The 19,019-nt window shown below is 68.2% G+C and carries 19 protein-coding genes and 2 tRNA genes; 15 read left to right on the top strand and 6 right to left on the bottom strand.

The window, feature by feature from the left end; genetic code table 11:
• Positions 1 to 23 precede the first annotated feature (23 nt).
• The 6 genes from DPV79_RS04975 to DPV79_RS04950 all read left to right on the top strand — a co-directional run bounded on the left by DPV79_RS04975 (position 24) and on the right by DPV79_RS04950 (position 7,248).
• The gene (locus DPV79_RS04975; protein WP_113044924.1) at positions 24 to 3,158 is read left to right on the top strand and encodes an Rne/Rng family ribonuclease; all 3,135 of its coding nucleotides are present in this window, start codon (positions 24 to 26) and stop codon (positions 3,156 to 3,158) included.
• Between the two features lie 131 nt (positions 3,159 to 3,289).
• Complete coding sequence (moaA, locus tag DPV79_RS04970; RefSeq protein ID WP_113044923.1) at positions 3,290 to 4,402, top strand: GTP 3',8-cyclase MoaA; 1,113 nt, start codon at positions 3,290 to 3,292, stop codon at positions 4,400 to 4,402.
• A gap of 27 nt (positions 4,403 to 4,429) precedes the next feature.
• Positions 4,430 to 5,047: a molybdenum cofactor guanylyltransferase MobA gene (gene mobA, locus DPV79_RS04965; RefSeq protein WP_048022956.1), complete on the top strand. Its 618-nt coding sequence runs from the start codon at positions 4,430 to 4,432 to the stop codon at positions 5,045 to 5,047.
• A gap of 105 nt (positions 5,048 to 5,152) precedes the next feature.
• Positions 5,153 to 6,451, top strand: a complete 1,299-nt coding sequence (gene moeA, locus DPV79_RS04960) for a molybdopterin molybdotransferase MoeA (protein ID WP_113044922.1) — start codon at positions 5,153 to 5,155, stop codon at positions 6,449 to 6,451.
• 39 nt (positions 6,452 to 6,490) lie between these two features.
• On the top strand, positions 6,491 to 6,766 hold the full coding sequence (locus DPV79_RS04955; protein WP_006401288.1) for a hypothetical protein: 276 nt from the start codon (positions 6,491 to 6,493) through the stop codon (positions 6,764 to 6,766).
• Positions 6,763 to 7,248: a GNAT family N-acetyltransferase gene (locus DPV79_RS04950; RefSeq protein WP_113044921.1), complete on the top strand. Its 486-nt coding sequence runs from the start codon at positions 6,763 to 6,765 to the stop codon at positions 7,246 to 7,248. The genes DPV79_RS04955 and DPV79_RS04950 overlap by 4 nt, the downstream gene beginning before the upstream one ends.
• A gap of 88 nt (positions 7,249 to 7,336) precedes the next feature.
• Here the strand turns inward: DPV79_RS04950 and DPV79_RS04945 are convergent, their stop codons facing one another.
• From DPV79_RS04945 to pncB, 5 genes are all read right to left on the bottom strand, one after another.
• Positions 7,337 to 8,815 (bottom strand): DNA recombination protein RmuC, encoded by a 1,479-nt coding sequence (locus tag DPV79_RS04945; RefSeq protein ID WP_059681822.1) that lies wholly within the window; start codon positions 8,813 to 8,815, stop codon positions 7,337 to 7,339.
• Positions 8,812 to 9,801 (bottom strand): 2-hydroxyacid dehydrogenase, encoded by a 990-nt coding sequence (locus tag DPV79_RS04940; RefSeq protein WP_113045047.1) that lies wholly within the window; start codon positions 9,799 to 9,801, stop codon positions 8,812 to 8,814. Before DPV79_RS04940 ends, DPV79_RS04945 begins: the two co-directional genes overlap by 4 nt.
• Before the next feature lie 81 nt (positions 9,802 to 9,882).
• Positions 9,883 to 11,313 (bottom strand): sodium:proton antiporter, encoded by a 1,431-nt coding sequence (locus tag DPV79_RS04935; RefSeq protein WP_113044920.1) that lies wholly within the window; start codon positions 11,311 to 11,313, stop codon positions 9,883 to 9,885.
• A 43-nt stretch (positions 11,314 to 11,356) separates the two neighbouring features.
• On the bottom strand, positions 11,357 to 12,019 hold the full coding sequence (locus DPV79_RS04930; protein WP_059498123.1) for a LutC/YkgG family protein: 663 nt from the start codon (positions 12,017 to 12,019) through the stop codon (positions 11,357 to 11,359).
• A gap of 88 nt (positions 12,020 to 12,107) precedes the next feature.
• Positions 12,108 to 13,307 (bottom strand): nicotinate phosphoribosyltransferase, encoded by a 1,200-nt coding sequence (gene pncB, locus DPV79_RS04925; RefSeq protein ID WP_059498126.1) that lies wholly within the window; start codon positions 13,305 to 13,307, stop codon positions 12,108 to 12,110.
• Positions 13,308 to 13,607: 300 nt separating this feature from the next.
• Between pncB and fdxA the strand changes: the two genes are divergently transcribed.
• The 8 genes from fdxA to DPV79_RS04880 all read left to right on the top strand — a co-directional run bounded on the left by fdxA (position 13,608) and on the right by DPV79_RS04880 (position 17,992).
• Entirely contained in the window at positions 13,608 to 13,931 is a 324-nt protein-coding gene (gene fdxA, locus DPV79_RS04915) for a ferredoxin FdxA (RefSeq protein WP_011351384.1), read from the top strand.
• A 102-nt stretch (positions 13,932 to 14,033) separates the two neighbouring features.
• Positions 14,034 to 14,109 (top strand) — tRNA-Asn (locus tag DPV79_RS04910).
• Between the two features lie 71 nt (positions 14,110 to 14,180).
• Positions 14,181 to 14,256, top strand: a tRNA-Asn gene (locus DPV79_RS04905).
• A gap of 119 nt (positions 14,257 to 14,375) precedes the next feature.
• On the top strand, positions 14,376 to 14,861 hold the full coding sequence (locus DPV79_RS04900) for a CreA family protein (protein WP_113044919.1): 486 nt from the start codon (positions 14,376 to 14,378) through the stop codon (positions 14,859 to 14,861).
• Positions 14,862 to 14,922: 61 nt separating this feature from the next.
• The gene (locus tag DPV79_RS04895; RefSeq protein WP_021159720.1) at positions 14,923 to 15,822 is read left to right on the top strand and encodes an AraC family transcriptional regulator; all 900 of its coding nucleotides are present in this window, start codon (positions 14,923 to 14,925) and stop codon (positions 15,820 to 15,822) included.
• A 123-nt stretch (positions 15,823 to 15,945) separates the two neighbouring features.
• Positions 15,946 to 16,713: an AzlC family ABC transporter permease gene (locus DPV79_RS04890; RefSeq protein WP_113044918.1), complete on the top strand. Its 768-nt coding sequence runs from the start codon at positions 15,946 to 15,948 to the stop codon at positions 16,711 to 16,713.
• Positions 16,710 to 17,048, top strand: coding sequence for an AzlD domain-containing protein (locus DPV79_RS04885; RefSeq protein WP_113044917.1), 339 nt, complete (start codon positions 16,710 to 16,712; stop codon positions 17,046 to 17,048). The genes DPV79_RS04890 and DPV79_RS04885 overlap by 4 nt, the downstream gene beginning before the upstream one ends.
• A 161-nt stretch (positions 17,049 to 17,209) precedes the next feature.
• Positions 17,210 to 17,992, top strand: coding sequence for a DUF4088 family protein (locus tag DPV79_RS04880; RefSeq protein ID WP_021159723.1), 783 nt, complete (start codon positions 17,210 to 17,212; stop codon positions 17,990 to 17,992).
• A 123-nt stretch (positions 17,993 to 18,115) separates the two neighbouring features.
• On the opposite strand, the gene DPV79_RS04875 is transcribed toward DPV79_RS04880, so the two are convergent.
• Positions 18,116 to 18,517: a hypothetical protein gene (locus tag DPV79_RS04875; protein ID WP_027788030.1), complete on the bottom strand. Its 402-nt coding sequence runs from the start codon at positions 18,515 to 18,517 to the stop codon at positions 18,116 to 18,118.
• A 269-nt stretch (positions 18,518 to 18,786) separates the two neighbouring features.
• Here DPV79_RS04875 and DPV79_RS04870 point away from each other — a divergent pair, with 269 nt between their 5' ends.
• Positions 18,787 to 19,005 (top strand): RNA-binding S4 domain-containing protein, encoded by a 219-nt coding sequence (locus DPV79_RS04870; protein ID WP_060218003.1) that lies wholly within the window; start codon positions 18,787 to 18,789, stop codon positions 19,003 to 19,005.
• Positions 19,006 to 19,019 lie beyond the last annotated feature (14 nt).

Below are 19,019 nucleotides of genomic sequence, written 5' to 3'. Positions count from 1 at the left end.
AGCGGAGCCGCCTGGAGCCGTTCATGAAACGCATGCTGTTCAATGCGACGCAGCAGGAGGAGCTGCGCGTCGCCATCGTCGATGGGCAGAAGCTCATCGACATCGACATCGAAACCGCCGGGCGCGAACAGCGCAAAGGCAATATCTACAAAGGTGTCATCACCCGCATCGAGCCGTCGCTCGAAGCGTGCTTCGTCAATTACGGCGAAGACCGCCACGGGTTCCTGCCGTTCAAGGAAGTCGCCCGCCAGTACTTCAAGGAAGGCATCGACATGCGCTCCGCGCGCATCCAGGATGCACTGCGCGAAGGCCAGGAGCTGATCGTCCAGGTCGAGAAGGAAGAGCGCGGCAACAAGGGCGCCGCCCTCACCACCTTCATCTCGCTCGCCGGCCGCTACCTGGTGCTGATGCCGAACAACCCGCGTGGCGGCGGCGTGTCGCGCCGGATCGAAGGCGACGAGCGCCAGGAACTGCGCGAAACGATGGCGCAACTGCAGATTCCGGACGGCATGAGCATGATCGCCCGTACCGCGGGCATCGGCCGTAGCGCCGAGGAACTGCAGTGGGACCTGAACTACCTGCTGCAACTGTGGCGCGCGATCGAAGCGGCGTCGCAAAGCGGCAACGCCGGCCAGCCGATGCTGATCTACCTGGAATCGAGCCTCGTGATCCGCGCGATCCGGGACTATTTCCAGCCCGATATCGGCGAAATCCTGATCGATACGAACGAGATCCACGATCAGGCCCGCGCATTCATGGATATCGTGATGCCGGACAACGTCGCGAAGGTGAAGCGCTACCACGACGACGTGCCGCTGTTCTCCCGCTTCCAGATCGAGCACCAGATCGAGACCGCGTACTCGCGTACGGTGCCGCTGCCGTCGGGCGGCGCGATCGTGATCGACCACACCGAAGCGCTCGTCGCGATCGACGTGAACTCGGCCCGCGCGACCAAGGGCGCGGACATCGAGGAAACGGCGACCCGCACGAACCTCGAAGCGGCCGACGAAGTCGCCCGCCAGCTCCGCCTGCGCGACCTCGGCGGCCTGATCGTGATCGATTTCATCGACATGGAATCGGCGAAGAGCCAGCGCGAAGTCGAGCAGCGCCTGAAAGACGCGCTCAAGCATGACCGCGCGCGCGTCCAGATGGGCAAGATCTCCCGTTTCGGCCTGATGGAACTGTCGCGCCAGCGCCTGCGTCCGGCCCTGTCGGAAGGCAGCCACGTGACCTGCCCGCGTTGTAACGGCACCGGCCACATCCGCGATACCGAATCGTCCGCGCTGCAGGTCCTGCGGATCATTCAGGAAGAAGCGATGAAGGAAAACACCGCGGCGATCCACTGCCAGGTGCCGGTCGAGGTGACCGCCTTCCTGCTCAACGAAAAGCGTCAGGAAATCAACAAGATCGAGTCGCGCTTCAAGGTCGGCATCGTGCTGATCCCGAACAAGCACCTCGATACGCCGCACTACAAGCTCGAGCGCCTGCGCCACGACGACGCACGTCTCGACGATCCGCGCGCATCCTGGAAGATGGCCGAGGAAGCGGCCCGCGAACTCGAGTCGGAAACCGGCTACAGCAAGCGCGCGGCGGAAGTGAAGCCGAAGCAGGAAGCCGCGGTCAAGGGCATCACGCCCGAGCGTCCGGCGCCGAGCCCGGCACCGCAGCGTCCGGTCGAACCCGTTGCCGCGCCCGCGCCCGTCGCGCCGGCAAGCGGCGGTTTCATCGGCTGGCTGAAGGGCCTGTTCGGCGTGGCGCCGGCTCCGGCGCCCGCACCGGTTGCCCCGGCACCGGCGAAGGAGCAGGCAGCCCGTCCGGCTCGCGGCGAACGCGCCGAGAAGTCCGAGCAACGCGGCGAACGCGGCGGCGATCGCAACCGCAACCGTCGCGGCGGCGCCCAGCAGGCACAAGGCGGACGCGACCAGGCTGCGGCAGGCCGCGGCCAGCAGCAACGCCAGGAGCGCGAAGGCAAGGAAGTGCGTGAAGCACGTGAGCCGCGCGAGAACCGCGAACCGCGCGAGGGCCGTGAGCCGCGTGAAGGTCGCGAGATCCGCGAAGGCCGTGAGGGTCGCGAAGGTCGCGAGGGCCGTGGCCCGCGCGAAGGCCGCGAGCCGCGTGAAAGCCGCGAACCGCGCGAGAACCGCGAACCGCGCGAGCGTGCCGAGCAGCCGGAAGGCGTCGAAGCCGCCGGCCGTGGCGAGCGCCAGGAACGTCGCGAGCGCGGCGAGCGCCGCAAGCCGACCCAGCATGCGGCTACGCTCGAAACGGTCAACCGTGGCGAAACCCATCCGGAACCGGAAGCCGACAAGGCCGCCGCCGAGGCCCTGCCCGGCGCCGAGCTGGCAGCCGACGCGGAAGCCGGCGCGCGTGATGGCGAGGAACGTCGCCGTCGCCGTCGCGGCCGCCGCGGCGGTCGCCGCGAGCGCGAGGAAGACGGCGCAGTCGTCGACCACGCCGAGCAAGGCGCAGATGGCGAAGCCGCCGTACAAGCCGTGACGCCGGAAGCACCGGCCGCTGCCGAACCGGCCCACACGGCCGCACCGGCAGTCGTCGTGGCCGCGGCTGCGGCAGGCGCCGTCGTCGCCGAAGCAGCGGTCGAGCACCACGCCGAACCGGTCGCGCCGGCCGCTGTCGAGCCGCAGCCGGCACCGGTACACGTCGAAGCGGCTCCGGTCGAACCGGCGGTTGTTGCCCCCGCGGCAGAACCGGCTCCGGTCGCACCGGCCGTCGAAACGGAAGCCGGTCCGGCTCCGGTCGCGGTTTCGCCGACGGACGCGTTCGAAGTGCCGGCAGCGCCTGCCGCGGTCGAAGCACCGCAGTCCGCGCCCGTCGAGCAAGCCGCGCCGGCCGTGGCGATCGAAGCTGCTCCGGCGGCTGTCGAGCCGGCACCGGTCGAAGCTGCGCCGGTCGAGGCCGTCGCAGCAGCGGCACCGGCACCGGTTTCCGCACAACCGGCAGCCGCGCCCGCTTCGGCGAGCCTGGATGTCGTGCTGGAGCAGGCCGGTCTCGTCTGGGTGAACACGGACGCCGACAAGTTCGCCGCCGCGCAGGAAGCCGCGTCGCGACTCCCGCGCCCGGCTCGCGTGCCGCGCGAACGCAAGGTACTGCCGCCGGTCGATACGGCCCCGATGCAGCAGGTCGAAACGACGCATCACTGACCGGCACATCGCCCGACCAGGAAAAGCCCGCCTCCGGCGGGCTTTTTCACGTCCGCGCTGCGGGTTTCCGCCCACCGGACCGGCCCGCCGCTTGCGGCTAAAATAGAGGTCTGGTTCGCACTTCTTTCAACATGTCCCGACGCATCATTCCTCTCGCCGACGTCAGCGGGATGCCAGACGTCTCCGGCGTCGCGCACGCCCCGGACGGCACGCTGGCCGACACGCTCGCCAGGCCGCTGCGCGACCTGCGCATTTCGGTGACGGATCGCTGCAACTTCCGCTGCGTGTACTGCATGCCGCGCGCCGTCTTCGACAAGGACTACCCGTTCCTGCCGCACAGCGCGCTGCTCACGCACGAGGAAATCGAACGCGTAGCGCGACTCTTTGTCGCACACGGCGTCGAGAAGATCCGCATCACGGGCGGCGAGCCGCTGCTGCGCAAGAATCTCGAATTCCTGATCGAGCGCCTCGCACGCCTGACCACGCATGACGGCCGCCCGCTCGACCTGACGCTCACGACCAACGGTTCGCTGCTCGCCCGCAAGGCGCGCGCGCTGAAGGACGCCGGGCTCACGCGCGTGACGGTCAGCCTCGACGCGCTCGACGATACGCTGTTCAAGCGCATGAACGATGCCGAGTTCGCAAGCGCCGACGTGCTCGACGGCATCTTCGCCGCCCAGGCCGCGGGCCTCGCGCCGGTCAAGGTCAACATGGTCGTGAAGCGCGGCACCAACGACAGCGAGATCCTGCCGATGGCGGAGCGTTTACGCGGTACCGGCGTGATCCTGCGCTTCATCGAATACATGGACGTCGGTACGTCGAACGGCTGGAACATGACCGAGGTGCTGCCGTCGGCGGACGTCATCGCACGCATCGCCGAACACTTCCCGCTCGTGCCGCTCGAGCCGCACACGGCGGCAGAAACCGCGCAGCGCTGGGGCTATGCGGACGGCAGCGGCGAGCTCGGCGTGATTTCGAGCGTCACGCAGGCCTTCTGCGGCGACTGCACACGCGCGCGACTGTCGACCGAAGGCAAGCTGTACCTGTGCCTGTTCGCGTCGACGGGCCACGACCTGCGCGCACTCGTGCGCGGCGGCGCGAGCGACGCCGAGATCGCGACCGCGATCGCCCGCATCTGGCAGGCTCGCACCGACCGTTATTCGCAGCTGCGCGGCAGCGCGTCTGCCGACACCGTGCCCGACGGCGCCGGCAAGCGCGTCGAGATGTCGTATATCGGCGGCTGACGCACGCTGCCCTTCCGCCTTCTCGCGATGCCCGCTTCCACCTCTCCCTCGATCGCCGGCCTGCTGCTCGCAGGCGGGCGGGCCACACGCATGGACGGCGTCGACAAGGGCCTGCAGTTGCTCGACGGCACGCCGCTCGCGCTGCACGTGCTGCGCCGTCTCTCGCCACAGGTCGACGAAACGCTGATCAGCGCGAATCGCCATGCCGATCGTTATGCCGAACTCGGTGCGCCGTTCGACGCGCGCATCGTCGCGGACGAAACGCCCGACTTCCCCGGTCCGCTCGCGGGCCTGCTCGCCGGCATGCGGGCGGCACGCGCGCCGCTCGTCGCGTGTTCGCCATGCGATACGCCCTACCTGCCCGCCGACCTCGTCGCACGGCTGCACGCAGCGCTCGACGCGCAGCAGGCCGACATCGCCATGGCGGTGACCGTCGACGCGCAGCAGGCGCGCTCGCCGCAGCCGACGTTTGCGCTGCTGCGCACGTCGCTGGCCGACGATCTCGCCGCCCGGCTCGCGGCCGGCGACCGCAAGGTGCGTGCGTGGTACGCACGCCACAAGACGGTCGAAGTCGAGTTTCACGACGAGCGTGCGTTTTACAATGCCAACTCCTGGCAGGAACTCGCCGCGCTGGCCCGCCGCTGACGGCACTCGCGCGGTTCCCGCCCGCCGCACGCGAAACCCGCGCCCAGGCACCCTCCTCGCGCCACCGGCCACGAACCCGATACGCCTTGCGGCGCAGTCCGACTGATGATCACGCAATCCTCGCCCGCCTCCCGAAGCGCCCCCGATTCCGATGCCCCGCTGTCGCTCGCCGACGCGCAGGCACTCGCGTGCCGCTTTGCGGTGCCCGTCGCGGCGTGCGAGACGGTGGCGCTGCGCGATGCGCTCGACCGCGTGCTCGCGGCCGACGTGAACGCACCGTTCGACATTCCCGCCTACGACAACTCGGCGATGGACGGCTACGCGTTCGACGGCAGCACCGGCACGCACGCGGCGCCGCAAGCGGATGTCGCGCTGACGGTCGCCGGCACCGCGCTCGCCGGCCATCCGTTCGACGGCACCGTGGCGACCGGATCATGCGTGCGCATCATGACGGGCGCGCCGATGCCGGCCGGATGCGACACGGTGATTCCGCAGGAACGCGTGCGCGCCGACGGCGACACGATCCGCTTCGTCGCGCATGACATCGCGCGCGGCGCGAACTGCCGCAAGGCCGGCGAGGATCTCGCGCGCGGCGCCTGCGCGCTCGCCGCGGGCCGCATCCTGCGACCGTCCGATCTCGGCCTGCTCGCGTCGTTCGGCATCACCGAGGTCACGGTCCGCCGGCGCGTGCGCGTCGCCGTGTTCTCCACCGGCGACGAACTGCGCGAGCCCGGCGAGCCGCTCGGCCCCGGCGCACTGTACGACAGCAATCGCGGGATGCTGATCGCGATGCTCGAACGACTGCATGTCGACGCAATCGACCTCGGGATCGTCCGCGACGACCCGGCCACGCTCGAAGCCGCATTGCGCGACGCCGTCGCCGCGCACGCCGACGCGGTGATCACGTCCGGCGGCGTATCGGTCGGCGAAGCCGATTTCACGCGCGACGTGATGGCACGGCTCGGCGACGTGACATTCGCCAGCCTTGCGCTGCGTCCCGGCCGGCCGCTCGCGTGCGGCACGCTCGCGCGCGCGCCCGGTGGCGCCGGTCACGCGCTGTTCTTCGGCCTGCCCGGCAATCCGGTCGCGTCCGCCGTGACGTTCTACGCGATCGTGCGCCCCGCACTGCTGACGCTGGCCGGCGCGCAGGCCCAGCCGCCGGCGATGCATACGGCACTCAGCACGCATGCGCTGAAGAAGCGCCCGGGCCGCACCGACTACCTGCGCGGCATCGCGACACGCGCCGCCGACGGCCGCTGGCACGTCGCACCTGCCGGCTCGCAGAGTTCCGCGTCGCTGAGCGGCCTCTCGGCCGCCAACTGTTTCATCGTCCTGGGCCACGATACCGCGGCAGTCGACGCGGGCACCCCGGTCGACATCCTGCCGTTCGACGGCCTGATCTGAATTCCACTATCGGTATATCTCTACGGGGGCAATCCGCACATGAAGAAACAAATTTCGTCGATCGCCGCGGGGCAGACCGCCAAGGCGCTGATCCTCGTCTACCTGACGTTCAGCGTGCCGATCGTGCTGCTCGGCATTCTCGTCGCCTACGTTCGTTACGGGATGGTCGAACTGAGCACGATCCTGAGCGCGCTGCTGCTGAACGCCATCCTCGGCTTCGTGTTGCTGTGGATCGCGTGCCACGCGTACAACTGGGTCGCATCGCGCTTCGGCGGCATCGAGATCGTGCTGTCCGATCCGCCGGAGGAAGCGTGAGCGGCACACCGCTGATCCGTGCGGCGCAAGCGAGCGACGTCGGTGCGATCCTCGCGCTGATGCGCGAGCTCGCCGAATTCGAGAAGCTCACGCATCTGTTCGTCGCGACCGAGGCCGATCTCGCCGACGCGCTGTTCGGCGCGCGGCCTGCCGCCGAAGCACGGGTGGCCGAACACGACGGCGCGATCGTCGCGTATGCGCTGTTCTTCCACAATTACTCGACGTTCCTCGGCCGTCGTGGCCTCTATCTCGAGGATCTGTACGTGCAGCCGTCGCAACGCGGCACGGGCCTCGGCACCGCGATGCTGCGTCACCTCGCGGCCCTGGCCGTCGAGCGCCGTTGCGGGCGCTTCGAATGGTCGGTTCTCGACTGGAACCAGCCTGCGATCGATTTCTACGAGAAGATGGGCGCCACCGTGCTGCCCGACTGGCGCATCGTTCGCGTGACGGGCGACGCGCTGGACGCGCTCGCCGGGCATTGAGCGCATCGCGGCCGCACCGGCAATCGCTGCATGAAAAAACGGGCGCCGCGGCGCCCGTTTTCGTTCCGGCCGGTATCGGCAACGCGCGTCACGCGTCGTCCGCATCGGCACCGTCGCTACCTTCCGCACCGAGCAGCCCGGCCGCCGCGTCGCCCGGCAGCGCCTCGACCTGCTTCAGCTTGCGGTTCATCACGCGCGTACGCTGCTCGGCGGACTCGATCGAGCGCGTGACCGTTTCGAGCTGCGCCTTCGTGCGCGCGAGCACGTCGCCGAACTTGCCGAATTCCGTTTTTACCGCGCCGAGCACCTGCCACACCTCGCTCGACCGCTGCTCGATCGCGAGCGTGCGGAAACCCATCTGCAGGCTGTTCAACAGTGCGGTGAGCGTCGTCGGGCCGGCCACCGTCACGCGATAGTCGCGCTGCAGCAGGTCGGTCAGCCCCGGGCGGCGCAGGATCTCCGCATAGAGCCCTTCGGTCGGCAGGAACAACAGCGCGAAATCGGTCGTATGCGGCGGCGCGACGTACTTCTCGGCGATCGTGCGCGCCTCGAGCCGCACACGCGCTTCGAGCGCGCGGGCCGCTTCCTCGACCGCCGCCGCATCGGCGCGCTCCTGCGCGTCGATCAGCCGCTCGTAATCCTCGCGCGGGAATTTCGCGTCGATCGGCAGCCACACGGGCGGCGCATCGCGCGTACCGGCATCGCGCCCCGGCAGCCGGATCGCGAACTCGACGCGCTCGCTGCTCTTCGGCACCGTCGCGACGTTCTTCGCGTACTGCTCGGGCGTCAGCATCTGCTCGAGCAGCGCCTCGAGCTGCACTTCGCCCCAGGTGCCGCGCGTCTTCACGTTGGTCAGCACTTTCTTCAGATCGCCGACGCCCGCCGCGAGCGTCTGCATCTCGCCGAGCCCGCGATGCACCTGCTCGAGCCGGTCCGACACGAGCTTGAACGATTCGCCGAGCCGCTGCTCGAGCGTCGCGTGCAGTTTCTCGTCGACGGTGCGGCGCATCTCCTCGAGCTTCGCCGCGTTGTTCGTCTCGATTTCCTTCAGCCGCTGTTCGAGCGTCGCGCGCACTTCGCCGATCCGGCGATCGTTCGCCTCGGTCAGCTGCGTGAGCTGCCGGTTCAACGTGTCGCCGAACAGCCTGAGCGCACCCGTCTGCTCCTCGCGCGCCTGCTGTGCCTGACGCTGCAAACTCTCGCGCATCGCGTCGAACTGCTGCGCGTTGCCGGCGACGAGCTTGCCGAGCTGCTGGGCGAAGCCTTCGACCTGGTTGTTCTGGACGGTCGCCACGCTCGTCAGCTGCGCGGCGAGCGTCTGCTGAAGCTGCGCAAAACTGCCGGCCAGCTCGGTGCGCGAGCCGCGCGCGTTCTCGACGATCTCGCCGCGCAATTCGCGTTCGAGCCGCTCGACCGCGCGCGCCTGCGCGTGCGCGGCGTCCTCGATCTGGTCGCCCAGTACCGCCGCATCGTCGTGACGGCCAGCGCCACGCATGAGCGCGACGATCGCCACCGCGAGCGCGACGGCCAGCACGACGACCGCCGCAAGCAACAACGTCATCGTCATGCGCGCGGCTTCCCGATCACGTCAGGGTTGATCGGATTCGGCGGCCGCCCCGCGCGCGGCCCCTCGCCCAGCGCGGCGATCAGGTTGTCGGCGGCGAGGTTCGCCATCGCGCGGCGCGTTTTTTCTGTCGCGCTCGCGATATGCGGCGTCAGCACGACGTTCGGCACCTCGAGCAGCGCCGGATGCACCGTCGGCTCGCCTTCGTACACGTCGAGGCCGGCGGCGGCGATCGTCCCGTCGCGCAGCGCGACGGCCAGCGCCGCGTCGTCGACGATCCCGCCGCGCGCGATGTTGGTCAGCGTCGCGGTGGGCTTCATCTTCGCGAGTTCGGCCGCGCCGATCGTATGGTGGTTTTCCTGCGTGTACGGCAGCACGAGCACGACGTGATCGGCGCGCGCGAGCAGCGCATCCTTCGATACGTATTCGGCGTTCAGCTCGGCCTCGATCTCGGGCGCGACACGCGACCGGTTGTGATAGATCACCTGCATCCCGAAGCCGCGCGCACGGCGCGCGAGCGCCTGGCCGATGCGCCCCATTCCGATCACGCCGAGCGTGGAGCCGTAGATGTCGCTGCCGAGGAACCCGTCGTAAGCCCACTTCTGCCAGTGGCCGGCGCGCAGCCAGTGCTCGGATTCGGCGATCCGGCGAGCGGCGGCCATCATCAGCGCCCAGCCGAAATCGGCGGTGGACTCGTTCAGCACGTCGGGCGTGTTGGTGCCGAGCACGTTCGCCACGTTGAACGCAGCCATGTCGAAGTTGTTGTAGCCGACCGCCATGTTCGCCACGACGCGCAGGCGCGGCGCCGCGGCGAGCTCGGCCGCGCCGACCGGATCGCCGGCCGTCAACGCGCCGTCCTTGTCGGCCAGACGCGCGGCGAGCGCGCCGGGCGCGAGTGCGTCGCCGTTGTTCCAGTCGACGTCGAAATATTGCTTGAGCCGCTCGATCACGTCCGGAAAGATCGGACGCGCGACCAGGATCTTCTGCATCGCCATCTCCGCATGCCGCGGGAGGATCGAAGCGCGCCGTGCGCCGCCGGGACCGCCCGCTCAAGGTTGAAAATCGTCAGCTTACGCCGTGAAGAAAAGCCACGACGTCAGCAGGAATACCGGTATCAGTACGACCAGCGCCCAGCCGAGATACGCGAAGAAGCTCGGCATCTTCACGCCGCGCGATTCGGCGATCGCCTTCACCATGAAGTTGGGTGCGTTGCCGATATAGCTGTTCGCGCCCATGAACACCGCACCTGCGGAAATCGCGGCGAGCGTCGACGCGCCCGTCGTCATCAACGACTGGGCATCGCCGCCCGCGAGGTTGAAGAACACGAGATAGGTCGGCGCGTTGTCGAGGAACGACGACAGGATGCCCGTCGCCCAGAAGTACATCGCGTCGATCGGCTTGCCGTCCGGCCCCGTGACGAGGTGGACGATCTGCGCGAACGCGCCGTCGGCGCCGGCGCGCAGGATCACGATCACCGGCGCGATCGTCACGAAGATCCCCGCGAACAGCTTCGCGACTTCCTCGATCGGCGCCCAGTTGAACGCGTTGCCCTCGCGCGCGGAACGCGGCGTCAGCGCGAGCGACGCGAGCGTCACGCCCACGAGCGCGACGTCGCGCACGAGATTCTGCAGCGCGACGTGCGTGCCCCATACGTCGAACGCGATGCCCGGCTTCCAGATGCCGCTCATCAGCACGAGCGCAACCACGGCCGCGAGCAGCACGAAGTTGATCTTCCCGTCGATCGACAGCGCCGCGCCGTCCGGCGTCGGGTCGAGCACGGCCGGCCGCTCCTCGCCGCCCTTCCGGTAGAAATACGTATCGAGCACGAAGAACAGCGTCAGCAGCACCGCGCAGATGAACAGCATCGGCAGTGCGAGGTGCGTGGTCGTCCAGAAGAAGCTCACGCCGTTCAGGAAACCGAGAAACAGCGGCGGATCGCCGAGCGGCGACAGCGAGCCGCCCGCGTTCGCGACGAGGAAGACGAAGAAGATCACGACGTGCACGACATGCTTGCGGTTATCGTTGGCGCGCAGCAGCGGCCGGATCAGCAGCATCGCGGCGCCCGTCGTGCCCATCACGCTCGCGAGCAGCGTACCGAGCGCGAGGATCGCGGTATTGAGCTTCGGCGATCCATGCAGATTGCCGTTCACGCAGATGCCGCCCGCGACCGTATAGAGCGCGGTGAGCAACACGATGAACGGAATGTATTCCTCGAGCAGCGCATGCACGAGCGTGCCGAACGCGGTGCCCGCGCCGAACGCGAATCCGAACGGGATCAGGAACACGACCGCCCACGCGGCCGCAATCTTGCCGAAATGGTGATGCCAGAAGACGGGGGCGACGAGCGGGAACAGTGCGATGGACAGCAGGATTCCGGCGAACGGAATGCCCCAGAGGGCAGACAGCGAGGCACCGTCGAGCGTTGCGGCCGATGCAAGCGCGGGAACGGCGCCAAGCGCGATCCCCGACGCCATGCCCGCCCAGGCGGCATGTCGTTTCATGCAGAACTTCCTTGTTCGAATGGTGGTGGATGCGGCGGGCGCGTCATGCGCCCCGTACGACGATCACGTGAACGCGGTACGGGCCGTGCGCGCCCAGTACGATGGTCTGCTCGATATCGCCCGTGCGCGACGGGCCCGACACGAAATTGACCGCGCGCGGCAATTCGCCGCGCTCCGCGCGGATCAGCGCAAAGGCGTCCTCATGACCGGCGACGATCCGCGACGCGGGAACGATCGCGATGTGCGTTTCCGGCAGCAGGCCCGCCGACGCGTAGGTGTCGGGGCCGGACAGCAGCACCAGCGAGCCCGTTTCGGCGGTCGCGCAAAAACAGCCGGTAAGGCCGACCAGATCGCCGTCGCGCGGCTTGCGGCATTCGACCGACAGGCCTGCGCCCGCCCAGTCGAAATCGGCCAGCGTGCGCCATGCGACGGCCTGCGTCGGCAGTCCGTGAGCGGACAGGTAGCGGGCTGCGGCGGCCGGCACATCGGCAAGCGCCGCGACTTCGTCGACCGTCGTCGACAAACGGGCCGCTTCGTCGACGAACGCCGCGACGAGGTCGGCCGGCGCCGGCGGGCGCGGGCCCTCCGGATGACGGGCGAGATAGTCGGCAACGCCGTCGCGCTCGGCCGCATCGGGTTCGGCCGCACGCCCCTGCGCCGCGCGAATGCGCGCGAGGATCTGGCGACGGGCAGCGGAAGTGTCCATGAACGGTCCTCGTGACGTTGGCGGGCGATACCGTCGGATTATACCGGCCGGCCCCGCCGCGACGCAGTTTTGGCCGTTCGGCCGACGCTTACTTCGACGCGTCTTCCTCGACCGGCTGCGCGATGCCGAACACCTGGCGCAGGTACGCGAGATACGCCTTGTCGTCGCACATGCTCTTGCCCGGCGTATCCGACAGTTTCGCGACCGGCTGCCCGTTGCAGCGAACCATCTTGATCACGATCTGCAGCGGCACGTAGCCGAGGTCGTTCGTGAGGTTGGTGCCGACGCCGAATGCGAGCTTGCAGCGGCCGCGGAACCGTTCGTACAACTGCATGACCTTCGGGATGTCGAGCGCATCCGAGAACACGAGCACCTTGGTGCGCGGGTCGCAGCGGTTCGCCTCGTAGTGGCGCAGCATGCGCTCGCCCCACTCGAACGGATCGCCCGAATCGTGGCGCGCGCCGTCGAACAGCTTGCAGAAGTACATGTCGAAGTCATTCAGGAACGCGTCCATCCCGTAGACGTCCGACAGCGCGATCCCGAGGTCGCCGCGATACTCCTTCGCCCACATCTCGAAGCCGTAGATCTGCGAATCGCGCAGCCGCGGGCCGAGCGCCTGGCACGCCTGCAGATACTCGTGCGCCATCGTGCCGAGCGGCGTGATGCCGTGCTTCATCGCGTACAGCACGTTGCTCGTGCCGGCGAACTGCGGGCCGAGCCCGTCGCGCAGCGTGAGGGCGACTTCCTCGTGCCACACCTTCGAGAAGCGCCGGCGCGTGCCGTAGTCGGCGATCTTGCAGTCGGCGAACTCGGGCTTCGCGCCGAGCAGCTTGATCTTCTCGCACAGCCGCTCGCGACCTTCGCGATAGTCGGGCTCGCGCTGCGTGTTGCGGAAATAGACTTCGTTGACGATCGCGAGCACCGGGATCTCGAACAGGATCGTGTGCAGCCACGGCCCCTCGATCACGATGTCGATCTCGCCGTTGCCCTTCGGCGACGGCGTGATCGAGATGTACTTCTCGTTGAGGTGGAACAGCGCGAGGAAGTCGACGAAATCGCTCTTGATGAAGCGCATGCGCCGCAGGTAGTCGAGTTCGACGTCGGTGAAGCGCAGCGAACACAGGCCGCGCACCTCGTCGCGGATCTCGTCGATGTACGGCACGAGATCGACGCCGGGCGTACGGCACCGGAAGCGGTACTCGACGTTTGCGGCAGGAAAGTGATGCAGGACGACCTGCATCATCGTGAACTTGTAGAGATCCGTGTCGAGCAGCGAAGTGATGATCATGATTACGGCACCGCCAGTATCGTGACAGGGCCCCGGCGCACCGCGCGCCGCCCGGTCTGCCGGCCATGTTACCCGAATGCGGGCCCGACCATCGCGAAACCGCCTGCCGCCCTCCCCGGCTGCGCCGCCGTACAGTGCACGCACCCCGTCGGCGAGTCCCTTCTGCGGGCCGCCATAAACTAATCACGAAACGATATAAGCCGGATAGCCGACCACGCCATGCGGGTTTTGCGCTTCAGTTACAATGCCGGTTTTGGCGCAAACGCCACCCCATATATACCGCCAAGCAGGAGCGTTTTAATGACTCACGTTGTGACCGAAGGCTGCATCAAGTGCAAATACACGGACTGCGTGGATGTGTGCCCGGTGGATTGCTTCCGTGAAGGTCCCAACTTTCTCGCCATCGATCCGGACGAGTGCATCGACTGCGCCGTGTGCGTCGCCGAGTGCCCGACCAATGCGATCTATGCCGAAGAAGACGTTCCGGGCGACCAGCAGCAGTTCACCGCGCTGAACGCCGAGCTGGCAAAGGACTGGCCGTCGATCACGAAGACCAAGCCGGCACCGGCCGACGCGGACGAGTGGAAGGACGTGCAGGACAAACTGCACCTGCTCGAGCGCTGATCGCGCAGCGGCCGCAAAAAATTTTTGTGCGCCGCGGCTCAAAAGTGTTGACAGGTTGATCAACGCTCCATAAAATCTCGTTTCTCTGCTGTTGTTGTTTGTTCCCCGATAGCTCAGTCGGTAGAGCGCCGGACTGTTAATCCGTAGGTCCCTGGTTCGAGCCCAGGTCGGGGAGCCAAAAACGCAAAGGCCCGTTGAAAGTGGACGGGCTTTTTGCTGGTAGACAAACAAGCAGATGTACCGATTTATTCCCCGATAGCTCAGTCGGTAGAGCGCCGGACTGTTAATCCGTAGGTCCCTGGTTCGAGCCCAGGTCGGGGAGCCAAATAGCGAAAGGCCCGTCATTCGACGGGCCTTTTGTTTTTCCGGCCCGCCTTTCGGCTTTCGTCGCCCGGTCGCGCGCATGCTAGAGTCTCTGTCCCGCATTCGCATCCGGTTCCGTCGATGAAGCACCGTCTCCTCCGCTCAGCACCACTCGCCCTCCTGCTTTCCGCATTCGCCGCAGCACCGCTCGCGCACGCGGAGGAAGTCGGCAGCGTCAACACCCATTTCCGCGTCACGGGCTCCGATCGCGTGGTCGTCGAGGCGTATGACGATCCGGTCGTGCACGGCGTGACCTGCTACGTGTCGCGCGCGCGCACCGGCGGGATCAAGGGCACGCTCGGCGTCGCCGAGGATCCGAGCGAAGCGTCGATCGCGTGCCGGCAGGTCGGCCCGATCAGCTTCAAGGAGCCGCTCAAGCAGCAGACCGACGTGTTCAGCGAGCGCATGTCGTTCATCTTCAAGACCCTGCACGTCGTGCGCGTGGTCGACACCAAGCGCAATACGATCGTCTACCTGACCTACAGCGACCGCATCGTCAGCGGCAGCCCGAAGAACGCCGTCACCGCGGTGCCGATGCCGGCCGGCACGACGATTCCGGTCAAGTAAGGCCCGCGCCTGCCGGGCGCGCGAGCGATACACTGTCGGTTCGACCGCTCCGCGCCCGCTCATGTCCGCCACCCGCCTTCCCGACTCCGCACGCTACTGGCGCACGCCGCTGCTGCCGGATGCGGATCTCGTCACGGCCACCTATCGCGACCACACGTTCGCGCCCCACTGGCACGACGCGTACACGATCCCCGTGATTCTCGAAGGCGCGGAACGCTACACCTATCGCGGCAGCGGCCATGTCGCAGAAACCGGCACCGTGCCCGTGATCAATCCGGGCGAAGTGCATACGGGGTCGCGTGCCGCCGACGAGGGCTGGTGCTATCGCGTCAGCTACATCCCGGTCGATTTCATCCGCGAACTCACCAGCGCGATCGCCGGCCGCCCGCAGGACGCGCCGTGGTTTGCGCCCGACGTGATTCGCGACGCCGACCTGGCGGCGCGGCTCACGCTGGCACACCGGATGATGGAGGCCGGCAGCGAGCACGCACTGCCCTCGCAGGCGCACGGGCAAGCAGCTGACGTTCCCGCGACGGGCGCACCCCGCATCTACGATCCGCTCGCCGCCGAAACGGCGATGCTCGATGCGTTGTCGACATTGATCGTGCGCCATGCGGACGCCCTGCCGCGACCGGCGCCGCTCGCGGCGGACGAACCCCGCGTCGACGCGATGCGCGAACGGCTCGCCGCCGATCTGACGTGCACGGTGACGCTCGACGAAGTCGCGCAGGCGGCCGGCCTGTCGCCGTTCCACGCCGCGCGCCTGTTCACCCGCACGAACGGCATGCCGCCGCATGCGTGGCGCAACCAGTTGCGCCTGCAGCGCGCGCTGGCGCCGCTGCGCGCGGGCGTGCCCGTCGCCGACGTCGCCGCGGCCAGCGGCTTCGTCGACCAAAGCCACTTCACACGGCATTTCAAACGCATGTTCGGCGTACCGCCCGGGCGCTGGCAGGCGAGCTGACGCGCGGCGTCCGGCCCGCCAACGCGATGCCGCCGGCGCCTGCAAGCAGGCAAGCACCGGCTCGCCGCCCAAGCGCAAGAACATACAAGCCGACTCGCCTCCCCGCCCGCTATCCTCCCGTTCATGGAGGAGCACCCCTTGAACCCGACACCCGCATCGCCCACTCGCCGCCCGTTCAACGAATGGCTCGACGGCGCGCGCGACACGATCCCGATGATGATTGGCGCCGCCCCGTTCGGCGTGATTTTCGGCACGCTCGTCGGCGGCGGCCCGCTCGCCGCGTGGCATGGCACGCTGATGTCGCTCGCCGTGTTCGCGGGCTCCGCGCAGTTCATCGCGCTCGGCCTGATCGCGGGTAGCGCAAGCTTCGTCGTCGTGCTCGCGACCACGCTGATCGTGAACCTGCGTCACCTGCTGTACAGCGCGACGCTCGCGCCCTATGTCGCGCACCTGCCGCTGCGCTGGCGCGCAACGCTCGGCGCGCTGATGACCGACGAGGTGTTCGCGGTCGCCTATGCGCACTACCGGCATTTCCCGCCCGGCGCGATCGGCCCCCACTACTTCTTCGGCTCGGGGCTCGCGATGTACCTGAACTGGCAGGTCTGGACGCTCGCGGGCATCGGTTTCGGCGCGGCGTTCCCGGGGCTGCAGTCGCTCGGCCTCGATTTCGCGATGGCGGCCACCTTCATTGCGATCGTCGTCCCGCAGCTCGGCACCCTGCGCTATTTCGCGGCGGCCGTGACGGCCGGCACGCTGGCGTACTTCTGGCAGGGCTGGCCGTACAAGCTCGGACTGCTCGGCGCGGTCGCCGCCGGCGTCGCGATCGGCGTCGCGCTCACGCTGCTGCACGAACGATCGCGTGCCGGCTCGCACACGGAGGCCGCATCGTGAGCTACGCGCTGCTGATTCTCGGGATGGCCGTCATCACGTACGCGATCCGCTCGACGCTGTTCCTGTTCGGCGAACGGCTGGCCTTCCCGCCGCTCGTGCGGACCGCGCTCGGCTTCGTGCCCGTCACCGTGCTGACCGCGATCATCGTGCCGATGACCGTCTCGCCGCACGGCGGCACGGCCGAGCTGACCTGGCGCAATCCTCAGCTCGTCGGCGCGCTGGCGTCCGTGCTCGTGTCGGCAACGACCCGCCGCCCGCTCGTGACGATCGCGGCAGGGCTCGCGGTGTTCTTTTTCTGGCAAGGGGTCGTGCTGCCCCACTGGCTGCCCGCCTGAGCACACGCTCGGTCACGTGCGCTCAAGTTTCCGCCCGGCAGGCCGATATAGGGGATGAAGACCCGCCACCGGCCTCGGCGCGCACCGGTCAGTCGACGCTGCGCCCGCCCCGGTGCGCCGTGCCGGCCGCCGGCTTGCGCGGGCCGCCATCGAGACGATTCATGGGCCAGATCACCCTTTCCCTCAAGGACGACACGCTCGAGTCCCTGCGCAAGGACTACGACGCGTTCGTCCGCGTGTCGCTGAAACTCGACCCGCAGTTCGCGACGCCGTCGTTCGAGGATTTCCTGCGCGCCAAACTGCTCGACAATATGGTGCCGCTGACCGAGCACGCGGTGCAGCGGATGCTGCAGGGCGGCCAGTACGCGTGGGCCAAACGCACGCTCGACAAGGAATTCCCGGACGTCGTCGCGATCCTGATGCGACAGGCCGGCGAATTCGGCTTCGGCTTCGCGTGCCGTTCCGAATGGACCCCCGACGAACTCGCGAAGGCGTGCCGCGACTGGGCGAAGGCGATCGTCGCCGAAGCGCAGGGCGACCCGTCGCTGATCGACCCGCTCGCGTCGCAGATCAAGGGCGCGGCGCAAGATATCCAGGCACTCGAGGAACTGATGCAGACGCCGGCGTGGCGTCTCGCGGAATCGCTGCGGCAACGGGTCTACGAGGCCAAGCTCGCGTGCGAGATGAGCGTCGGCAGCACCGCGCGCGACAAGCTCGGCGAACTGCGCGGCCTGCTGCGGCTCGGGCTCGCGCACGGCTCGTTCCAGAAACAGGAAGCGCAGCAGATCATGGAATACCTGCGGCTGCTGAAGCCGGAGATCTTCGTCGAGGAGCCGTACGATGTCTTCGCACGGCTCGCCGCGTGGCTGCGCAGCGTATTCACCCCGGCTGCCGCGCGGCCGGCACAGGGTCCGGGACAAGGACAAGGACAGCGCCGCCCGTAACGGCGCCCCGATGCGCATCGACACACGAAAACGGCCCGGTTCGCGCAATGCGAACCGGGCCGCTGGATGACCGCCGTCGCGACGCACCGCCAGGGACGAGCGTCGCGCGGCGCCAGGCACCGCTTACTGCGTGGCGCCCTGGGCCGATGCACCGCCCTCCGCACCGACCGATGCGCCGCCTTCGGTCGCTTCGCCGGCCTTCGCCTTGGCCGAACCGACATGGCTCTTGGCCGACTTCGCGGCATGCTTCGTGTGCTTCTTGGCCGAGTGGACGGCCGACGACGCCGTATCCTTCGCGCCGTCGGCTGCCGCGCCGACCGCATCGGTTGCCCCGCCGGCGGCATTGCCCGACGCGTTCGCGCCCGCACTGCCCTGCATGCCGGCACCGACACCCGCCGCCGGCGTCTGCGCCTGCACGCCGGCACCGGCCGTGCCCTGCACCGCCGTGCCCGTCTGGGCAAATGCGGCCGAAGTAGCGAACGCCGTCAGCGCGGCACCGATCAGCATCGTACGAATCTTGGACATGGCAATTCTCCTCAGGAAGTTGTGAGCCCGAACCGCAGCGATGCGGTCCGTCGCTTCCCCTGCCGCAACACGCAGCAGGTACGAAAAAGACCCGCGGTGCGCCCGGCCGGTTCTCGAATCTCTCAGACTGTTACCCACCGTTTCATTTGCTGACGAGTCGCTCACAGTCCTTAACAACTGCATGCCGCGGCGGCCCGCGCTCGCGTGCCGGCCCGTGGTGCCGTATGATGCGGAGCGTTTCCTCCCGCGCCTTGCGCACCTTCTTCGTCATGCCCAACCTGGATTTCACGCTGACCGGCGAATACGTCGAGCTGCACAACCTTCTCAAGATCACCGGCCTCGCGGACAGTGGCGGCAGCGCGAAGCTGATCGTCGCGTCCGGCGCGGTGAAAGTCGACGGCGTGGTCGAACTGCGCAAGACCTGCAAGATCCGCGCGGGCCAGGTCGTCCTGCTCGGCGACACGCGTATTGCGGTGCGCGAAGCCTAGGGCCGACGGTTCCC

This window comes from Burkholderia reimsis, from assembly GCF_003294055.1.
GTDB lineage: Bacteria > Pseudomonadota > Gammaproteobacteria > Burkholderiales > Burkholderiaceae > Burkholderia > Burkholderia cepacia.
Note: the sequence above shows the minus strand (reverse complement) of the source record. Positions and strands in the feature narration are given on the sequence as shown.

What these genes read in the sequence shown, in the direction of transcription:
- DPV79_RS04975 (WP_113044924.1), top strand. Translation starts at nt 24, where the DNA reads ATGAAACGCATGCTGTTCAATGCGACGCAGCAGGAGGAGCTGCGCGTC.
- moaA (WP_113044923.1), top strand. Translation starts at nt 3,290, where the DNA reads ATGTCCCGACGCATCATTCCTCTCGCCGACGTCAGCGGGATGCCAGAC.
- mobA (WP_048022956.1), top strand. Translation starts at nt 4,430, where the DNA reads ATGCCCGCTTCCACCTCTCCCTCGATCGCCGGCCTGCTGCTCGCAGGC.
- moeA (WP_113044922.1), top strand. Translation starts at nt 5,153, where the DNA reads ATGATCACGCAATCCTCGCCCGCCTCCCGAAGCGCCCCCGATTCCGAT.
- DPV79_RS04955 (WP_006401288.1), top strand. Translation starts at nt 6,491, where the DNA reads ATGAAGAAACAAATTTCGTCGATCGCCGCGGGGCAGACCGCCAAGGCG.
- DPV79_RS04945 (WP_059681822.1), bottom strand. Translation starts at nt 8,815, where the DNA reads ATGACGATGACGTTGTTGCTTGCGGCGGTCGTCGTGCTGGCCGTCGCG.
- DPV79_RS04940 (WP_113045047.1), bottom strand. Translation starts at nt 9,801, where the DNA reads ATGCAGAAGATCCTGGTCGCGCGTCCGATCTTTCCGGACGTGATCGAG.
- DPV79_RS04935 (WP_113044920.1), bottom strand. Translation starts at nt 11,313, where the DNA reads ATGAAACGACATGCCGCCTGGGCGGGCATGGCGTCGGGGATCGCGCTT.
- DPV79_RS04930 (WP_059498123.1), bottom strand. Translation starts at nt 12,019, where the DNA reads ATGGACACTTCCGCTGCCCGTCGCCAGATCCTCGCGCGCATTCGCGCG.
- pncB (WP_059498126.1), bottom strand. Translation starts at nt 13,307, where the DNA reads ATGATCATCACTTCGCTGCTCGACACGGATCTCTACAAGTTCACGATG.
- fdxA (WP_011351384.1), top strand. Translation starts at nt 13,608, where the DNA reads ATGACTCACGTTGTGACCGAAGGCTGCATCAAGTGCAAATACACGGAC.
- DPV79_RS04900 (WP_113044919.1), top strand. Translation starts at nt 14,376, where the DNA reads ATGAAGCACCGTCTCCTCCGCTCAGCACCACTCGCCCTCCTGCTTTCC.
- DPV79_RS04895 (WP_021159720.1), top strand. Translation starts at nt 14,923, where the DNA reads ATGTCCGCCACCCGCCTTCCCGACTCCGCACGCTACTGGCGCACGCCG.
- DPV79_RS04890 (WP_113044918.1), top strand. Translation starts at nt 15,946, where the DNA reads ATGGAGGAGCACCCCTTGAACCCGACACCCGCATCGCCCACTCGCCGC.
- DPV79_RS04880 (WP_021159723.1), top strand. Translation starts at nt 17,210, where the DNA reads ATGGGCCAGATCACCCTTTCCCTCAAGGACGACACGCTCGAGTCCCTG.
- DPV79_RS04875 (WP_027788030.1), bottom strand. Translation starts at nt 18,517, where the DNA reads ATGTCCAAGATTCGTACGATGCTGATCGGTGCCGCGCTGACGGCGTTC.
- DPV79_RS04870 (WP_060218003.1), top strand. Translation starts at nt 18,787, where the DNA reads ATGCCCAACCTGGATTTCACGCTGACCGGCGAATACGTCGAGCTGCAC.